The organism is Paraburkholderia sp. UCT70 (genome assembly GCF_050434085.1).
GTDB classification, from domain to species: domain Bacteria; phylum Pseudomonadota; class Gammaproteobacteria; order Burkholderiales; family Burkholderiaceae; genus Paraburkholderia; species Paraburkholderia tuberum.
Map to the genome: position 1 here is coordinate 86,684 of NZ_JBNPVZ010000004.1, position 19,118 is coordinate 105,801.

The following is a 19,118-nucleotide window of genomic DNA, read 5'->3' on the forward strand; positions in this document are numbered from 1 at the left end:
ACTTCAGTTTAGGCGATCAGCGTGCGTTTTCACACAAGCCGGGTCGACGGCTGCCCGATCGCCGTCCTTTCCACTCCGCCGTAAAATAGCTTCGCCTGTGACAGCGGAGAGTACAAGGCGCTATGAAAATCCGTACGCGGTTCGTCACCACAATATTGGCGGTGCTCGTCGCCATCTCGGTGCTCTTTATCCCGTTGCCGCAGCGAATCGGGTTCGACACGCGCATCGTTACGGTTGCGTCGATACAACGCCCTCCCACGGTCGTGTTCGACTATGTCACGACGCCGGCTCACTGGCCAATCTGGCATCCGTCATCGCTCGCGTTCAGCGGTTCGGTGGAACATTCGCTCGATGTGGGCGAGCAGGTAACGGAGGAATTCAGGGTGGCGGGCAGGCGTGGTCGCGCTGTGTGGACAGTCGCCGCACGTGTGCGTCCGAGCAAGTGGGTGATAGCAGGAACGATTGACGGCAGACCGGCCGGCACCGTCGCTTATTCGCTGACATCGACCATGAGCGGGACCCGTTTTGAACGTGAATTCACTTATCGCGCGCCGTCGTTGTGGTTCGCGATATTGAACTGGTCCGTGCTGCGCGCGCGGATTCAATCTGAATCGGATACGGCAGTCTTGCGACTTAAGAGCCTTGTGGAAGCGTCGCCGCAGCGTTAGCAATGTCGCTCGGCTGGCGTTACTACGTGGCGTTTTCACGACCAGACTGAATCCTTGGGTACAAGTCTGCTAGCGGCCATTCGTGAGGGCCATCGAAGCGCAAGAGGGGCGCCATATGCGAAACCGGTTCCGAGTCAGCGCGCGGCCGAGGGTGTGTCAAAACTCGAAATTGCCTGGTTTTCGGGTGTCGCTTAACCCCTCCCCAAGTTCCGCGAAGCCGATACAGAGCATTCTGGTGGGTCGACTTTCGCGCTCAACGTCGAAGCCGCACGTTTTGACACACGCTCGGCCATGAAGAGACAGTCGTCCCTCGCTACAGGTTGAATCCGCACGCCTTGGCCGCCGTTTACAGCGTCGGAAAATCGAAAGTACGACTGCCAAGTTCCGTGCGCGTTAGGGGCATCCGAGACCACTTCGACGCCGGGCGCCGGGAATGACGTCTATCGCCTGAGCTACCGGCGACCGGCTACCGTCAAACCACTTTCGCCGAACGTTCCACCGCGCCACCGCGACGATACAGCACAAGCGTCGCGACCAGCCCGCACAACGCCGCGAAGCTCATCCAGTATCCCGGTGCAGCCTTGTCATGCGTGACCTCAATCAGAAATGTCGACACCGCAGGTGTAAATCCGCCGAAGAGCGCCGTCGCGAGACTGTATGCCAACGAAAACCCCGCCACGCGGACACTGACCGGCATCACTTCGGTCAGCGCGACGACCATTGCCCCGTTGTAGATGCCGAAGAAAAATGAGAGCCACTGCAGGACGATCAGCATCCGGAGGAAGCTCGGCGCCGCCGCCAGCCACGAAAGCGCCGGATAGGTGGTGAAAACGGCAAGCACCGTGATCCCTATCAGAAGCGGCCGGCGTCCGATACGATCCGACAGCGCACCGCCAATCGGCAGCCAGATGAAATTGGAAACGCCAACGCACAGCGTAACGACGAGACTGTCGGCGGTGCTGAGTTTCAGGACGGCCCGGCCGAACGTCGGCGTGTAGACGGTAATTAGATAGAACGTGGTGGTCGTCATCGCAACCAGCAGCATGCCGGCGAACACGATTTGCCAGTTCTCCATCATCGTCGCGAGGACTTCCTTTGTCTTCGGATGGTGCTGCCTCGCTTTGAACTCCTCGGTTTCCTGTAGCGAACGGCGCAACACGAACAGGAACGGTACGATCGCGCAGCCGATAAAGAACGGGATGCGCCAGCCCCACACACCGATACTCGCCGCGGACATCCAGCTGTGGAGTCCATAGCCGAGCCCCGCTGCAACTACAATCGCGACCTGCTGGCTTGCCGACTGCCAGCTCGTATAAAAGCCCTTGTGGCCTGGCGTCGCCATTTCAGCTAGGTAGACCGACACGCCGCCCAGTTCGGCGCCAGCCGAGAAGCCCTGTAGCAGCCGGCCGGTCAGCACCAGTGCCGGCGCCAGCATGCCGATCGTTGCGTAGCCGGGGACCGCGGCGATAAGTATCGTGCCACTCGCCATGAGCGACAGCGTCACGATCAGGCCCTTGCGACGGCCGACTTCGTCGATGTAGGCACCAAGCACGATGGCGCCTAACGGCCGCATCAGAAATCCCGCGCCGAACACGGCGAACGTCAACATCAGCGAGGCGAACTCGCTGCTCGACGGAAAAAACACCTTCGAAATGTAGGTGGCGTAAAAGCCAAACAGAAAGAAGTCGAACTGTTCGAGGAAGTTACCGCTGGTGACGCGCAAAACGGCGCCGACCTTGGAGCGGGACGGTCTGGGTGCGTCTGCCACCATGCTGGTTGAAGGGTTCATGATTACTGTCTCCTTGCGTTTGTCTGTCTGGCTTGTGAGCCGGCAGTTCCGGAGCATTTGCCTTGCTGACCTGACGGCACCGCACTTTGAAAACGAACCGCTAACAGCGTCAATCCAATCCCACCTGTGCACCGCTATTCTGTCGCTTTTCGATTGCCGATTTCAGCAACGCCGCGCCGCGGTAGATGCCATTGCGTCTGGGGAGCGCACCATGAACGGTGACCATGCATATTCAGCATACTTCTCGACACGAACTTTCGCCATTGCCGCCGCAATCTTCCGCGCAAACTCGTGCGGAGGCGCGTACTGACAAACGCGCAATAGGCGCCGTTTGACGACTGTACGGTAGGGGTAGACGCGCTATCCGCGCAGCGCACGCAGTGCTACGCCCTGAATGCTATGCGCACGATGCTATTGAGTGCGGACTTCAGCCAGGCTGCGGACAACCCGTTCAGCCATCACGGCACGCATGAGGCGTGTCTTTGACAATCCAGAAAGTCGATAGCGAGCTGTATAAGCAGAATTATCGGTCGATCGCCAACCGCGTCTCCGACGAGTACCTCCGTATAGTGATGGTAAGGTTCGCCTCCTTCGGTCTCATAGTTGCGTAGATCGGAAAGCGCATCCTGACGGCGGTCAATCGCACGACGCGGATGCCGTTCGCCCGATGGCGACCCGGCTCGGCGGGGCGATTACCGTCACGACCCTGCTGATTATCCTGTCGCGCTATGTCGAACCAGCGCTTCTCCACTGCGAGGTGATCATGCAAGTCACAGGCATGCTGCACGGAGCCAAAATGCTCCAGTTTGTCGACTTCCCGACCGCTGAAGTGCTCGGGCCCGACGCGAGCGAAGAAGAGATCCGCGCACTGATCGACAAGTACGGCCTGGTGTTCATTAAGCCGGTCTTCAAGGGGGGCGTCGGCAAGAAGGGCAAGTCCGGGCTGATCGGCAAGGCTGCTGACCTCAAGACCGCATTGAAAGAAAAGGAACGGCTGTACTTTGTCGAGCACCGCATTGGCAACGCGGTGGCCAAGGTCAACGGTGTCACCTTCGAGGCCGGTGTGCCCGCAGAGCACGAGGTCTACTTCTCGATCAGAGACTCGACGCATTTCCGTGCGCCGACGATGACGCTGACTCACCACGGCGGCATCCATGCAACGCGCGCTCGACACGATCGAGAAGCTCGGCGGCCAGCCCGTGTTCCCCGAACACCTGCGCAGCATCGCTCCAACGTCGCTGGAAGGTATCAATCTGCGCGGCACCTTCGACTTTCCGATCGCCGATTACGTGGATCGGCGCATGCCGAGCCTCATGGTGGGCGCGTCGTCACCCTCGCAGCGCGCAGGTTGAGGTCTCTGTCGACGGCCAAGCCAGGCCGTCCTGACGGCCCAATTGCAGCGACCTGCAGTTGAAACCGGCCGAACCTGTAAACCATGCTGTTTTCGGCCAAAATTAACTCCATCTGACCGTTCACACGTGCCCACATTAGCTGCTGCAAATGACGCAGATCAAAACTGTACCCCCCGCCACGGGCAGCTGACGACCCTGTAGCCGCCATCCACCGTCTCTCAACCCGGACGCCCGTTTCCCAAGCAGTCGATCGCGTGTCCCAGACGCAGCGACGGAATCGGCAGAAATGCCCGAAGGCGAAACCAATGCTCCAAGAGTTGAATCCCCGAATCCCCTTCGTCAACGCTTAGAGGACGCCGTCGCCCAAGCTACCTTCGAGCGCTCATGCGTCCAATGTTACGCCCCTTACCTCAACAGCAAATGCCCTTCCGTCACACATCCATTCGGCGTTCCGAAGAAGTACACCGAATTGCCTGTAGCGGATAACGCAAGAATTAATAGGGTTTTCCCTGATGTAATTCTGCGACTGTTTGCCTTCCACCCAGGCCAGTAAATTCGATGGAGGGTCAATGAAGAGACACGCGCTGCCCTGTGAGCCACTCACACTCTTGCGCTGGCTTTAGAGGTCGCGAAAGTTTGAGCTCGCTTTGGCGAGAACATCTGGGCACTCACCGGCTAAATCAAGGAACATTCAATGGAACACTTCAGCGGTACCCTTTCCCCCGAGGCCGCAAACGTCTCCGCAGATCTTTTAGAGAAACTCGCATACGCTACGACGGAAACAGCCCCACTAGTAGCAGGTCGCCGAACATTCTTCAATTATCGGGACCTCGGTGTTTCCGACGCCACAGACGGTCGAATGAGGGCGCAGGTGACCGTGGCGACGGGCGTGATGCAGCAGACCGGTTGGCATTACCATGTTTGCGAAACGCAGTTTATTTTCACCCTCCGAGGCTGGATAGATCTTCAGTTCGAAGATGGTCGAGTTATTCGGGTTGGCGCTGGAGAATCGCTTTATATTCCACCTGGTCTCAAACACAATGAAACGGCAATCTCGGAAGATTTCGAGTTCCTGGAAATTTCAGTGCCGGCCAAGATGGGAACAATACCGTGCGAGCCTCCTGAAGGTTTAAAGATCCTCGGCTGAATTGCACGACATACCGCTTGGCTCGAAGGCCCACTGAGACGCAGTAAGCATGACCTGAAGTCGTGCTTACCATGCAAGCTAACGGTTCTAACCAACCACGCGGCATGCGGCAGCGACAATGTTCTGCTTGTCCAGCTTTCCTTGGCGAAGCCGACGGTGCACGCAACAGAGACCGCGAAAGTCCGACGGCTGGATCGCGCCTATGCATCAGTTCAACAGGTATGATGCTTGGTATGTTCGTTACAGAAGTCGTCTGTCGGATTGACCTGTCCGGCGGCTGGAGCCCAGGCGATGAAAGGAAGGCCGAAACTGCATCTGTCGTTAAGTCCCGACGACAGAACAGCGCTCAACGACTTCGCGCAGCGCGGCGGCACTAGTCCAGCGCTGGCATTTCGCGCCCGAATCGTCCTGGCCTGTGCAGAGGGGCTGGACAATGCGGTTGTGGCCGCTCGCGTTCAGTCGACGGCGCACACAGTCTCCAAATGGCGCAGAAGGTTCATCATGGATGGCCTGCAGGGCTTGACGGATCTTCCTCGCAGCGGCGCTCCCCAAAGAATCGGCGAAGCGACGGTGGCCGCGATTGCATCTCGCAAGCCCGACGGTGTCACGGCAGTAAGCAGTGCCCGCCACGTCGCACGAGAGTCTAACGTTTCCGCCTCCACTGTCGGCCGGATATGGCAGAACATGAACAGGCCGGTAAAACGATCCGGATCCCACGGACAATCTCGTACCGCACCTCCTTCTGCTGGATCCGAAGTCGTTTCCATAAAGGCGGCGCCCACCGTCAACCAGGAAGGACAGGGTTCCAGTGATGACAGACTGGCTACCGACGTGGGTTCCGGTGAGTCGCCGTATCTGCTTGACGATCTTGCGCAGGCGTTTCGCATGGCACCCGTTGGCCTGCTCCTGTCCAGGCAGCGAGTCATCGTGTCTTGCAACTACACGTTCGGTGAAATATTTGGGTGTGCGCCCAACCAACTGGCTGGACGCTCGCTGGAATACCTCTACCCCTCCCAGGACGAGTTTCGACACATCGGCGAGCGCGCATGGCTGGTGATGAAGGAGACGGGCTTCTATTCCGATGAGCGCATCATGCAAAGGCTTGATGGCAGCCCGTTCTGGTGCCACGTTTCCGGGCGCTCAATGAACCGCAACGATCCATTTGCAACTGCGATTTGGGCATTCGAGGATATTTCGTCGGTCCGTCGGGTGACCCGCGACCTGACTCGGCGCGAGCGCGAGGTCGCGCAACTGCTGGTGACGGGAAAAAGCAGCAAGCAGATCGCGCGCGAGCTGCAAATTAGTCATCGAACGGTTGAAGCACACCGTGCCCGGCTTATGCGCAAGTATGCAGCCATGACGACGGGAGAACTGATCGGCAAGCTACTCGGGCGCGATCGGTGACCTTCTGCACCACCTCTGCGCCACATTGCCACGTTGTAAGTTCTATGCCCGGAGAAACGCGGATTAATGAAAGGAAGTTAGGACGCATCTTACCGGTGTTCACCCTAATGTAATTCGACGACTGCCCTCTCGGTGATGACGCGGGTAAATTTCCCAAATGCACACTGACGGGAGAACGCGATGGGAGTGGCGATTGTAGGCTGGGCGCACTTGCCGTTTGGCCGATTCGACGGCGCAAGCCTTGAGGATCTGATCGTGCGGGCCGGCCGCGAAGCCGTGAAGGATGCGGGCCTGCAAGGCGAAGAAATCGACGGCACGTGGCTGGGCAATTTGAATGGCGGTCTTGTCCCGGACATCTTCGCTTCGTCACTGACGCTCAATTGCAGCGACGGGCTGCGATGGAAGCCGGCGGTGCGTGTTGAGAACGCCTGCGCGTCGGGTGCCGCCGCAATTTACTCGGCATGCGATGCGATTGAGGCGGGCCGTGCGCGTACCGCGCTGGTAATCGGCGCCGAAAAGATGACCGATGTATCCGGCGAAGATGTTACGCGCATTCTTGGTAACTGCGCATACTCGGGCGAGGCGGGAAATCCGCCCGGGGGCTTCCCGGGAATCTTCGCCTCAATCGCGCAGGACTATTTCGCGGAGTACGGAGACCATTCGTCGGCGCTCGCGCGTATAGCCGCAAAAAATCACGCGAACGGCGTCGACAATCCGTGGGCGCATATGCGGCGAGATCTCGGCTTTGAGTTCTGCAATACCGTATCTGAAAAAAATCCGATGATTGCGCCACCGCTGCGCAAGACAGACTGCTCGCTAATCTCCGATGGCGCTGCGGCACTGGTGCTTGCCTCGAGCGATGCGGCCGCCGATTTTCCTCGTGCGATATCGATTCGTTCCCGTGTGCAGGTCAACGACTATCTGCCGCTGGGGCGCCGCCATGCTGCGTCGTTCGAAGGTCCGAAGCGTGCCTGGCGCGGCGCACTCGAGCGTGCCGGTTGCGCGGTTGACGACCTGTCGTTCGCCGAGGTTCACGATTGCTTCACGATCGCTGAGTTGCTCAGCTACGAAGCGATGGGCCTGGCCGCTGCTGGCCAGGGCCATCGTCTTATCGAAGAAGGGGTCGTTGCCCGTGGGGGGCGGCTACCGGTCAACGCTTCGGGCGGGCTCAAAGCGAAAGGCCACCCGATCGGCGCGACAGGCGTGTCCATGCACGCGATTGCTGCGATGCAACTGACCAATACGGCAGGCGCGATGCAGGTTCCTGATGCCTCGCTCGCAGGCGTCTTCAACATGGGAGGCTCCGCGGTGGCGAGCTATGTCAGCATTCTGGAGCGCAGCCGATGAACATCGCGCGGTGGCTGCAGCGCACGGCAGCGATCTTTCCCGAGCGGCTCGCGGTTCTGCACGGCGACGAACCCTGGCTCGAATACGGGCAACTTGCAACACGCGTGGCGGCGCTAGCGGGTTTCCTGAGCGAGCAATGCGGTGTACAGCCTGGTGCTCGGGTTGCTATCTACTCCGCCAACCGTCCCGAATATCTGGAGGTGCTTCAGGCCATCTATTGGGCAGGTGCCGTTTCCGTGCCTGCTAACTGCAAGCTGCATCCCAGAGAGTTGGAGTACATCCTGGATGACGCCGGGGCTGACGTGCTGTTCGTTTCGAGCGAGTTGCTGTCGACATTGGGCGACCTGCAACGCGGTAAACGGCGCTGCGTCGTGTTCGGCTCGGACGAATACCTACATGCGGTCGAATATGCACCGGCCGACCTGCATCACCGTCAGCCCGACGATCTCGCGTCGTTGTTCTACACATCCGGAACAACTGGGCGACCGAAAGGCGTCATGCAGACTCACCGGAACCTGATGGCGATGACCGCGTGCTATTGCATTGACGTGGACGATGTCAGCCCCGAAGACGCGATGGTCTACGCAGCGCCGATGTCTCACGGGGCCGGACTTTACCACTATGCGTACATCTTGCGGGGCGCGCGTCACGTGGTGCCGCGGTCGGGTGGATTCGAGCCCGAGGAGCTGGCTGGTCTGGCCGCGCGTGTCGGACCTCTCGCGATGTTCGCGGCACCGACGATGGTCAAACGGCTTGTCGATCATTTCCGCGCAGTCGATGCAGATCCCGCTGGCTTCAAGACGATCGTCTATGGCGGTGGACCGATGTATGTAAATGACTTACAGCAGGCTTTGGAAGTGTTGGGTCCGCGCCTCGTGCAAATCTATGGGCAGGGCGAAAGCCCGATGACAATTACCGCACTCGGACGTCACCATCTCTCAGACCGGAAGCATGCTCATTGGTTGGCCCGTGCCGCTTCGGTGGGTGTCGCACAGTCGCTCGTCGAAGTCGACGTCGTGGCGCGAGATGGAAGCTCCGCCCCGAAAGGAGAAACAGGCGAGGTCGTTGTGCGCGGCGCCGCCGTAATGCCTGGCTACTGGAACAATGCGTCCGCTACGTGCGACGCGATCCGCAACGGCTGGCTCTATACGGGCGATACCGGCAGTCTCGACGAGGACGGATTTCTCACGCTGAAGGACCGATCGAAGGATCTGATCATTTCGGGCGGCTCCAACATCTATCCGCGAGAGGTAGAGGAAACCTTGCTGGCTCATCCGTCGGTGTCGGAAGTGTCGGTGGTGGGACAGCGAGACGACGAATGGGGTGAGGTGCCCGTGGCTTTCGTGGTGCTTCACGCGGGCCGTCAAACGACCCGCGACGAACTGGACGAGTGGTGTGTGCAGCACATTGCACGCTTCAAGCGCCCGAAACACTATCGGTTCACCAATGAGTTGCCAAAAAACAGTTACGGCAAGGTATTGAAAACAGAGTTGCGCGCCCGGCTCGGCCAGTAGCCGTTGCGCAAGCTGCTGAAGATGAGGAGAGCAATCTTGAAACAAGTCAATGTACCGGTACTGATCGTCGGTGGAGGCGGTTGCGGGCTGAGCACATCTATTTTTTTGGCCAACCTTGGCGTTGAATCGCTGCTGATCGAGCGGCACCCGCAGCAGTCGCCAATGCCGAAGGCGCGGTACCTGAATCAGCGCACGATGGAGGTGTTTCGTCAATACGGCCTTGCCGACGCAATCTACGCGCGCTCATTGCCGATCGAATACGTCAGCAAGATGCGCTGGTGCACGAGTCTGGGCGGCGATCGCCCCTGGGACCGCAAGACGCTTTACGAACTCGAAGCCTGGGGCGGCGGTTCCCTGGCGTCTACTTATCAGAAAGATAGTCCCTGCCAGAGTACCGTTTATCCGCAAGTGCGCCTTGAGCCGCTGCTCAAGGCGCATTCGGAGCAGATGGGTGGTGCGCAGATGCGCTTCGGTCACGAGTTGCTGTCGATCGAGCAAAGCGAGACCGAGGTCATCGCGACCGTGCGTGACCGTATCGCTGACGAAACCTATCAGGTTCGCGCTCAATACGTCGTCGCTGCCGACGGTGGAAAATCGGTCGGTCCGTGCGTCGGTGCGCGTCTTGAAGGTACGCCCGAACTGCTGGAGATGGTAACCGTCTATTTCGCGGCAGATCTGTCGGCTTATATCGACGACGACAACGTCAGCACGTTCTGGTTTGCGAATCCCGAAGGCGACACTAAAGCATGGGGTAGCGGCGTGCTGGGTAAGTTGGGCCCGACGCGGTTCGACCGTCGCTCAGAAGAATGGATGTTCCACTTCAGTTTCAAGCCCGGCAGCAGCGAAAATTACGAGGCGGCTACGCTCGTGCCTCGCATCCGCGCATTGTTGAAGATTCCTGATCTCGACGTTAGCGTGCTCAGCGTCGGCAAGTGGATCGTGCAGGGTGTGCTGGCTGATCGCTATCGGTTTGGCCGCGTTTTTCTGGCAGGCGATGCCGCACATAGACATACGCCCACGACGGGGCTCGGCCTGAACTCAGCCGTGCACGACGCACAGAATCTGGCATGGAAACTGGCTGCCGTGATTCGGGGCCGGGCCGGAGCCGGGTTGCTTGATAGCTATGAGAGCGAACGTCGCCCGGTCGCCGAGCGCAACGTCCACTGGGCACTGTTCACGTTCGGAAATTATCAAGTGACGAATGCAGCCATCGGAATCGTGCCGGGCGATCCGCAGGGCAGCGAGGCAAACTTCAAGGCCTTGCTCGCCGAGGGCGACGACGCAGAGGCACGACGTGCCCGATTCAACGAACTGATGAAGGTGCACCGGACAGAATATCAGGCGCATGACCTCGAAATCGGCATCCGGTACGACAGGGGTGCGCTCGTCAGCGACAACACGTCGCTTCCGCCCCGCGACCCGCTGGGCCAACGCTTCGTTCCGACCACGCGCCCCGGCCATCGCATCGCGCACGCGTGGCTCGCGCGCGGCTCGCAGAGAATTTCCAGCCTTGATCTCGCACGCGTTGATCGCTTTGTGCTGATTACCGGGTGCCCCGACGTCTGGGAAACGGCGGCACGAAAAACTACCGACACGGTTGGTATGCCTGTTGATGTGGTCGTCATCGCCGAGGACGCACAACTAAGCGATCCTTCGGGCGAATGGCGCAACGTACGCGAAATCGAGGATGACGGCGCGATCCTGCTGCGCCCGGATCAGCACGTCGCGTGGCGCTGTGCAACCGCTCCAGTAGGTGTCGATCTCGCGCAGTGCCTGACGGACGTGCTGGCACAAGTCATCGATCGCGCCTCCGTGCTGGTCTAACTACGACAGATAGGAGTCGATATGCAAACTTCCACATTAGCATCGCGCCGCTCGGCCTCCGAGCTGGGACTGCGGCCTAATATGCTCAATCACTATGCCCGCGTCACGCATGACGTGGGGGCCACCGCCGATTTTTACGGTCGTATCCTTGGAATGGAACTCGCGAGCACGATCATGGATGATCACGTGCCGTCCACGGGTGACGCCTTTCCGTATTTCCACATCTTTTTCAGGATGGCAGACGGGTCGACAATGGCGTTCTTCGAATGCACCAATTTGCCTTTACCTTCGTCTCCGTCCCATCCCGCCTACGACGTCTTCGATCACATCGCGCTTGAAGTGAGCGACACGGACGAACTCATGCGCTGGAAGGAATGGCTGGTAAGCCAGGGCGTGGATGTACTCGGACCCGTCGATCACAAGGGCATCATCCAGAGCATCTATTTCAGAGACCCAAACGGTTACCGGCTCGAATTGACGACGCCGATCGATCCTGCATGGAACCATCACACTACCCAGGCGCAGGAAGATCTTAATCATTGGCTCGCCGCGAAAGCAGCGGCGCAAGCCGAAGGTCGGGACGTCTCCGCCGCCATGATTGAGTTGATCGGACAGATCAAGCGCAAGCGCTACGAGACCTCTGCGGAAGGAAATAATTGAACATGACCCGTTCCAATCACACCCATGACGCTTCACGGAAGAGCTGGGTCCGCTCAGCCAATGACGGCGCGACGGATTTTCCAATTCAGAACCTGCCCCACGGCGTATTCCGGCGGCCTTCGGGAAATGAAAATTTCCGCGGCGGCATCGCGATCGGCGATCAAATCCTCGATGTAGGCGCTGTTCTGGCAAGGAATCTTTTTCCGGCAGAAGCGCGTGAGGCAGCGCAGGCGGCTGCACGTGCGCCGCTCAACGTTTACATGGCGCTATCGCCCGACAAGCGAAGCGCTGTGCGCTCGGCTGTGTCGTTCCTGCTATCTGAGGACTGTCCTCAGCGGAAGGAGGTTTCCGAATGCCTCGTTCCGCAGGCGGACGCTGAATACGCTCTTCCGGCGCGCATCGAAAACTTTTCCGACTTTTACTCATCGCTCAGCCATGCGACAAACGTCGGCCGTCTGTTCCGGCCCGACAATCCAATCTTGCCAAACTATCGCTGGCTGCCGGTAGGCTATCACGGCCGTACGTCTTCGATTCGTGTGTCGGGACAGGATTTCCGCCGGCCAACCGGTCAGTTGAAAGACCCGAGCAGCGCCGAGCCGGAATTTGCGCCCAGCCGGCGGCTTGATTACGAAGCCGAGCTCGGTGTACTCATCGGACAAGGAAACGAACTCGGCACGGCCATTGACATCCGGAATGCTGACTCGCATGTATTCGGCATTTGCCTGTTGAACGACTGGTCCGCGCGCGACATTCAGTCGTGGGAATACCAGCCGTTGGGGCCGTTCCTTGCGAAAAGCTTTTTCACGAGCCTGTCGCCGTGGATCGTGACGCTCGATGCGCTCGAGCCGTACCGCACCGGCTTCTCTCGTCCTGAAGGTGATCCTGCGCCTATGCCGCACTTTTGGAGTTCCGAGCTGGCGACACGCGGTTCGATTGATATTCGGGTCGAGACCCTGTTGCAGTCAGCGCAGATGCGAACCAGCGGCGCACCTCCGGCGAGTTTGTCCGTCTCGCGTTATCCGGACGCTTATTGGGCAATGTCACAACTGGTTGCACATCAGACATCGAACGGGACGAATCTTTGCCCAGGCGACCTGCTCGGCAGCGGGACGCTCTCAGGCCCCGATCCGGCTTCGCGCGCCTGTCTTCTTGAACTCACGGAAGGCGGCAAGCATCCGTTCACGTTGCCGAGCGGAGAAGTCCGCACATTCCTGGAGGACGGCGACACGGTCATCATGCGCGCATGGTGCGAACGAGACGGGTATCGTCGCATTGGGTTCGGAGAGTGCCGCGCGACGGTGCTTCCCGCGCGCCGGCCGTGATGGGTGACGTGATGATGTAAGGAGCGGCTGTGGTCTTGGTCCACAGCTGCCAGGAAAACATGAACCGCATTGTCCATAAGAGATAAGCGGCAATCCAGGTATCACCCGGATCGGTGAAGGACAAGGCAACCCAGCGGGACGCCCAAAGGGTTTGGTCCAAAGCCGGTCCACCATCGTCCGGATGGAGGAGACACAATGAGATCCGATCAAACCGCCGCGAGCCTCGCGGCAGGCACAGCTTTGCCTGAACATTCCGCAGCGAAGCGCTCGGGCGCGAGCCTTTACCAGATTGTGGTTGCTGCATCGCTTGGATCGTGCTTCGAGGCGTACGATTTGTTCCTCGTCGGCACTATGGCTGCCGTGATTGGCAAGCAGTTTTTTTCCGGTGTCAATCCGGCGCTGTCGCTGATCTTTACGTTACTCGGATTTGCGGCAGGCTTTCTCGTCAGGCCGCTCGGCGCGATGGTCTTCGGCGGCATAGGCGACCGGCTCGGTCGAAAACGGGTTTTCGTCGTGACGGTCGCCCTGATGGGACTCGCGACCGTGCTAATCGGTCTGCTGCCGACATATGCAACCGTCGGCGTCCTCGCCCCCGTTATGTTCGTCGGGCTGCGGCTTGTGCAGGGATTTGCGTTGGGCGGCGAAAATGGAGGGGCGATGGTGTACGTCGCGGAACACGTTCCGGCAAATCGGCGCGCCTTCTATACGTCGTGGCTCCAGATTGCACCGATCGCAGGTCTGATCCTCTCTCAGCTGGTCGTGCAGGGCACGCGTTCTACATTCGGCGAGGCGGCTTTTCTTGGATGGGCCTGGCGTGTGCCGTTCGTGCTATCGCTGGTTTTGCTGGCGTTGTCGTTGTGGATGCGTACCCGCATGGGCGAATCACCTGAATTCGAACGGCTGCGCAACGAACACCAGGTTTCACGCGCGCCGCTCAGGGAAGCGTTCACCGGTCGTCGCAACATCGTCGCAATGATCTGTTCGCTGTTCGCTCTTGGACCTGGCGCGGCGGCGACTTTTTACAGCGCATTTTTCTACACGCCATTTTTCCTGACCGAGGTGTTGCGCGTTGAGCCCGCAACAGCCAATCTGCTTTCAATGTTGTCGCTCGTCATGGCGGTTCCGATTTTTCTCGCTTTCGGCGTGCTGTCCGACAAGATCGAGCGTAAGACAGTAATCTGCACAGGTTTCATTCTAGTTGTCCTTTGTTATCCGGCTATCTACCGCGGCCTGACGCATTTTGCCAATCCGGCGCTGGAACGCGCCATTGAGACGGCGCCCGTCGTAGTCGTGGCCGATCCGCACGAATGCTCGACGCAATTCAATGCGCTCGGAACGTCGAAGTTCCATACGTCCTGTGATCTCGCGAAGAGTGCGCTTGTCCGCGCCGGCATCAGCTACACGAATGAGATAGCGAGCGCGGGTGCCGGTGCAATCATCAGAGTGGGCGATAAGGTCGTCGCTTCTTACGACGGCAGCGCGCCGGACGCGGCTGTAAAGGCTAAAGCTTTCGCAGCCTCGCTGCGTGGTGCACTGGACTCCGCCGGATACCCGCAGAAGGCCCCGCCGCACGGTGTGAACCGGCCAATGGTCTTCCTGCTGCTGGTCGCCCTTGCCACGTGTGCAGCCATGACCTACGCACCTTTGGCAGCGGCCATGACCGAACTGTTTCCAGCCAGGATTCGCTTCACCGCGCTTTCACTGAGCTACCACATTGGTTTTGGCTGGACTGGAGGATTTCTTCCTGCAGCGGCTTTCGCGATCGTCGCGGCGAACGGGAACATGTATGCAGGATTGGCCTATCCCAGGCTGGCCGCTCTGATCGGCGCAATCCTTGTCGTGGCGTTCATGCTGGCGGCACGCACGGGAAGACTGAAGCACGAGACGTGACACGAGGGGTTGGCGTGGCGGGCGGGCGCCGGGTCGGCATTGCATGGCGTGGACCTGGCGGCGCGGTTACGCAAGGTTGTAATCTGGAGACATTGACAGTGCATAGTACCTATCAGTACGAGAAATTCGAATTTGTGCGTCCGCCTGAGCTCAATGGCGTTCCCCATGGGCGCTACCCGGTGGTCGTGGTCGGCGCCGGCCCGGTTGGTCTCACTACCGCTATTGACCTGGCCGCGCAGGGGACGCCGGTGCTTCTCCTGGACAACGACGATACTGTTTCACTCGGCTCACGCGGGGTGGCGTACGCCAAACGCACGCTCGAGATCTTCGACCGACTCGGCTGCAGTGGGCCGATGATGGAAAAGGGCGTGTCTTGGAACATCGGCCGTACATTCTTTGACGAGACGGAAGTTTTTAACTTCAATCTCAGCCCGGAGCCCGACCATCATCGGCCCGGCATGATTAACCTTCAGCAGTACTACCTCGAAGAGTTTCTGCTTCGACGCGCTCGCGAGTTGCCGAATCTCGAGATCCGTTTCAAGAACGAGGTCATCGGCGTTATGCCGCAGGGTCATGAGGTGACGCTTCAGATCAGGACCCCTGCGGGGGACTACACCTTGGACACGGAATGGCTCGTCGCTGCGGACGGCGCGCGCAGCCCGATCCGCACCCTCCTTGGGTTGGACATCGACGGGAAAATCTTCAAGGATCGGTTCCTGATTGCCGATGTGGTCATGAACGCCGACTACCCCACGGAACGGTGGTTCTGGTTCAATCCGCCGTTTCACCGTAATCAGTCGGCGCTCGTACACCGTCAGGCCGACAACGTCTGGCGGATCGACTTCCAGCTTGGCTGGCAGGCCGACCCCGAAGAGGAAAAGAAGCCAGAGAATGTCATCCCGCGCATCAAAGCGATGCTGGGCGACGACCGCGAGTTCGAGCTCGAATGGGTGAGCATCTACACGTTCCAGTGCCGGCGCATGGGCAGCTTCAACCATGGCCGGGTGCTTTTTGTCGGCGATTCGGCGCATCAGGTTTCTCCTTTTGGCGGGCGGGGTGCCAATTCGGGCATACAGGACGCCGACAACCTGGTATGGAAGCTCAAGCTCGTTATGGAAGGCAAGGCGCCGTCGGCGCTGCTCGACACCTACACGGAAGAGCGCGGGCTGGCTGCTGACGACAACATCAGGAACTCGACGCGCTCGACGGATTTCATTACCCCGAAAAGCAACATCAGCAAAGCGTTCCGTGATGCTCTACTGGGACTGGCGGGGGAGCAGCCTTTTGCACGGGCGCTGGTGAACTCTGGCCGTCTCTCGGTGCCCACCATCCTGATCGACTCGAGTCTTAACACGCCGGATGCGTCGACGTTCGCCGGCAACATGGTGCCGGGGGCGCCGATGGCCGATGCGCCGGTGACCGGTGGCGGTCAATCATGGCTGCTCGGTGCATTCGGTGACCGCTTCGCGCTGCTCCTTTTCACGAAGGACGCGTCAGCGCTCGATGCGGCGACTGTTCAGGCGCTCGCCGAACTTTCGGATGCGCCGATTCCGGTCGAAGCAGTTGTGGTGGCGGAAGGTGGCAGCGCCCCTAGCGGCATTCCCACGCTCATCGACGTCAAGGGGCGCGTCCGCGAGCGATACGATCTCGCTCCCGGGAGCGTCTATCTTGTGCGGCCCGACCAGCATGTCACGGCACGCTGGCGCGAGCTTGACCCGATGAAGGTACGGAGTGCGATCGCCCGCGCGACGTGCAACGATTGAAGGACTTAGAATGGCACTGACTACACGGCCCAACTTTGCTGAACCCGGCAAACGCTATTTCTATTCGTTCGTTCCCGGCGACGATTTTTACGAGGCGCTCATCGATGCTCATCGTGACCTCACCGATGAGCAGAGTTCAACGCTCAACGCGCGGCTGATCCTGCTGCTGGCCAACCACATCGGCGATCTATCGGTGCTGCGCGAGGCGCTTGGTATCGCGAGGGGAAAAGTGGAGATCACCGGCAACCTCGAACCTTCCGCGGAGCCTTGATCCATGAGCGGATCCAATGATTTGATGCAGGCTGAATGGCGTCTGACGGATTTTGTGCATGGGTTTGATGCCTCGCATGCACCGGAAGAGGCACTCGCAGTCGTGCGCAACATGCTTTTGACGACCCTAGGTACGGCGATCGCGGGTGCCTCCGAGGACGGTTGCGCAGCGATTCTGGACTTCGTCAGGGAACGTGACAGATCAGGCGGTGCCACAGTGTTCATTCATGGCGATTCCGTATCAGCCAGCGGTGCCGCGTTGGTAAATGGCGCTGCACTCACTGGCCTTGGCGTTCAACCGGGCAGCGGGCAGCTTCCAGAGCAATATCGACGGCTCACTCGCGGTGCGACTGATTCAGGGGTGGGTGGCCGAGACCGGGGTCATGTGCGCGCAACTCGCGAAATGCGGTATCACCGGACCGGGCCGCTTCCTGTCGGGTGTCTACGGATATGCGCACCAATTTGCCCGAGGGCTTCGCAAGGCCGACGAGTTTGTCGAGGGACTCGGAGAACAGTGGCAGGTAATGAGCACCGTATTCAAAAAATACCCCAGTTGCGGCCTGACGCAGGGGGTGACCGAGCTGGCGCTGCGCGCACGCAAGGAACTCGATATCGGACCGGGTAACGTCGGTCGCATTGAGGTCAGACTGCCGCCGTATGCGTTCCGCCTTGTTGGCCATGATTTCGTAATAGGCGAGAACCCTCGCGTGAACGCGCAGTTCAGTGCGAAATACTGCGTCGCTAATGCGTTGGTTCGGGGCGCATCGCGACTCGAGCACTTCGTCGAGTCGAGCATCCGCGATCCCGAGGTACTTGCATTCACCGGTCGGGTCGACGTGATTTCCGATGAGACCATGCAGGCGCTTCACCATACGGCAGTGAGCTTCACGTCGAAGCGGCCGACGGCCGTCGGCTGAAGCTGGCGCTCGATATTGCTCCGGGTTTTCCAGGCAACGCTCTGCCCGAGCAGGCCCATCTGGCGCGTTTCACGGACTGTCTGCAGTATGCGGCTAAACCGGTCTCAGGTCAGCAGGCTGACCAGCTTGTGCAGATCGTGAACACTATCCAGGAGCAGGACGACGCGCACGCCATCCTGTCTCATATGCAGGTGGAGCGCGGCGGCGCATGACCTCGGGGTCCGCGCTAGCACAAAACAGCTGTTTCCCACATTAGATATCCGTCACAGAACACGGAGAGTTGGCATGGCAAAGGCATTCGCATCCCAAGGGGACCTGGAAGTCAAAGAAATTACATGGACGCAACTGTCGGAGAACGCTTATGCGTACACCGCCGAGGGCGATCCGAATTCGGGCGTGATCATCGGTGATGATGGTGTATTGATCATCGACACAACCGGTACGCCCGCAATGGCACAGCAACTGATCGCAAAAATCCGGTCGGTGACGGACAAGCCGATCAAATATGTGGTGCTGTCGCACTATCACGCCGTGCGCGTCCTGGGCGCGTCGGCCTACTTTAAGGAGGGGGCCCAGGAGATCATCGCCAGCCGCGGTACCTATGAGCTGATCGTAGAGCGCGGCGAAGCGGACATGAAGTCGGAGATCGAACGCTTCCCGAGGTTGTTCGCAGATGCGGAGACGGTGCCTGGGCTGACTTGGCCAACGCTTGTTTTCGAAAAGGGAATCACGCTTTTTCTCGGCAAGCTTGAAGTCAAGATCGCACTTCCCGGCGCGGGCCATACCAAGGGCGACACGGTGGTCTGGCTGCCGTCGCAGAAGGTGCTGTTCTCCGGTGATCTGGTCGAATACGGGGCGACCTGCTACTGCGGTGACGCACAGCTGGCCGAGTGGCCGGCGACGCTCGAAGCGCTGCGTGCTCTCGGTGCGGAAAAGCTCTTGCCGGGCCGTGGACCGGCACTGGTGACACGCGAAGATATCGAGCAAGGGCTCAACTATACGAAGGACTTCGTGACCACTCTGCTTCAGAGTGGTCGTGATGCGGTCGCGCAGAAGCTCGATCTGAAGAGTGCGATGGCGCACACGCGCAAGGTCATGGACCCGAAGTTCGGGCATGTTTTCATCTACGAGCACTGCCTGCCCTTCGACGTGTCGCGGGCCTACGACGAGGCCAGCGGTATCAGCCATCCACGTATCTGGACGGCTGAACGAGATAGGGAAATGTGGGAACAGCTTCAGGGCTAAGAGCGG

14 protein-coding genes and 3 pseudogenes are annotated in these 19,118 nt (G+C 59.6%); 16 read left to right on the forward strand and 1 reads right to left on the reverse strand.

From position 1 onward, the window contains the following. The first annotated feature begins 122 nt into the window (after positions 1–122). Positions 123–668, forward strand: a complete 546-nt coding sequence (locus tag OKW41_RS25975) for an SRPBCC family protein (RefSeq protein ID WP_429574438.1) — start codon at positions 123–125, stop codon at positions 666–668. 472 nt (positions 669–1,140) lie between these two features. Here the strand turns inward: OKW41_RS25975 and OKW41_RS25980 are convergent, their stop codons facing one another. After that, on the reverse strand, positions 1,141–2,457 hold the full coding sequence (locus OKW41_RS25980) for an MFS transporter (protein WP_429574439.1): 1,317 nt from the start codon (positions 2,455–2,457) through the stop codon (positions 1,141–1,143). Positions 2,458–3,220: 763 nt separating this feature from the next. Between OKW41_RS25980 and OKW41_RS25985 the strand changes: the two are divergent. The 15 genes and pseudogenes from OKW41_RS25985 to OKW41_RS26055 all read left to right on the forward strand — a co-directional run. Beyond that, a pseudogene (locus OKW41_RS25985) lies at positions 3,221–3,610 on the forward strand (carboxylate--amine ligase); the annotation flags it as partial. A 1-nt stretch (position 3,611) separates the two neighbouring features. Beyond that, positions 3,612–3,809: pseudogene (locus OKW41_RS25990) on the forward strand (hypothetical protein); the annotation flags it as partial. 694 nt (positions 3,810–4,503) lie between these two features. Next, the gene (locus tag OKW41_RS25995; RefSeq protein WP_429452166.1) at positions 4,504–4,956 is read left to right on the forward strand and encodes a cupin domain-containing protein; all 453 of its coding nucleotides are present in this window, start codon (positions 4,504–4,506) and stop codon (positions 4,954–4,956) included. Positions 4,957–5,247: 291 nt separating this feature from the next. Beyond that, positions 5,248–6,360 carry a LuxR C-terminal-related transcriptional regulator gene (locus OKW41_RS26000; protein WP_429452164.1) on the forward strand — a complete coding sequence of 371 codons (1,113 nt, stop codon included), beginning with the start codon at positions 5,248–5,250 and terminating at the stop codon, positions 6,358–6,360. A 180-nt stretch (positions 6,361–6,540) separates the two neighbouring features. Further along, positions 6,541–7,707, forward strand: coding sequence for an acetyl-CoA acetyltransferase (locus tag OKW41_RS26005; protein ID WP_429574440.1), 1,167 nt, complete (start codon positions 6,541–6,543; stop codon positions 7,705–7,707). Next, a complete protein-coding gene (locus OKW41_RS26010) occupies positions 7,704–9,221 on the forward strand; it encodes an AMP-binding protein (protein ID WP_429574441.1) in 1,518 nt (505 codons plus the stop codon). The genes OKW41_RS26005 and OKW41_RS26010 overlap by 4 nt, the downstream gene beginning before the upstream one ends. A gap of 3 nt (positions 9,222–9,224) precedes the next feature. Beyond that, positions 9,225–11,045 carry an FAD-dependent monooxygenase gene (locus OKW41_RS26015; protein WP_429574442.1) on the forward strand — a complete coding sequence of 607 codons (1,821 nt, stop codon included), beginning with the start codon at positions 9,225–9,227 and terminating at the stop codon, positions 11,043–11,045. Positions 11,046–11,066: 21 nt separating this feature from the next. Further along, positions 11,067–11,705 (forward strand): VOC family protein, encoded by a 639-nt coding sequence (locus OKW41_RS26020; protein ID WP_429452156.1) that lies wholly within the window; start codon positions 11,067–11,069, stop codon positions 11,703–11,705. Between the two features lie 2 nt (positions 11,706–11,707). Continuing rightward, entirely contained in the window at positions 11,708–13,027 is a 1,320-nt protein-coding gene (fahA, locus tag OKW41_RS26025; protein ID WP_429574443.1) for a fumarylacetoacetase, read from the forward strand. Positions 13,028–13,222: 195 nt separating this feature from the next. Beyond that, entirely contained in the window at positions 13,223–14,917 is a 1,695-nt protein-coding gene (locus tag OKW41_RS26030; RefSeq protein WP_429574444.1) for an MFS transporter, read from the forward strand. Between the two features lie 98 nt (positions 14,918–15,015). Continuing rightward, positions 15,016–16,680, forward strand: a complete 1,665-nt coding sequence (locus tag OKW41_RS26035) for an FAD-dependent oxidoreductase (protein WP_429574445.1) — start codon at positions 15,016–15,018, stop codon at positions 16,678–16,680. Between the two features lie 10 nt (positions 16,681–16,690). After that, entirely contained in the window at positions 16,691–16,951 is a 261-nt protein-coding gene (locus OKW41_RS26040; RefSeq protein ID WP_429452148.1) for a DUF2783 domain-containing protein, read from the forward strand. Positions 16,952–16,975: 24 nt separating this feature from the next. Continuing rightward, positions 16,976–17,170 (forward strand): annotated as a pseudogene (locus OKW41_RS26045) (MmgE/PrpD family protein); the annotation flags it as partial. A 46-nt stretch (positions 17,171–17,216) separates the two neighbouring features. Beyond that, positions 17,217–17,867, forward strand: coding sequence for a hypothetical protein (locus tag OKW41_RS26050; RefSeq protein WP_429574446.1), 651 nt, complete (start codon positions 17,217–17,219; stop codon positions 17,865–17,867). A 285-nt stretch (positions 17,868–18,152) separates the two neighbouring features. Next, entirely contained in the window at positions 18,153–19,112 is a 960-nt protein-coding gene (locus OKW41_RS26055; protein ID WP_429574447.1) for an MBL fold metallo-hydrolase, read from the forward strand. Positions 19,113–19,118: the final 6 nt, after the last annotated feature.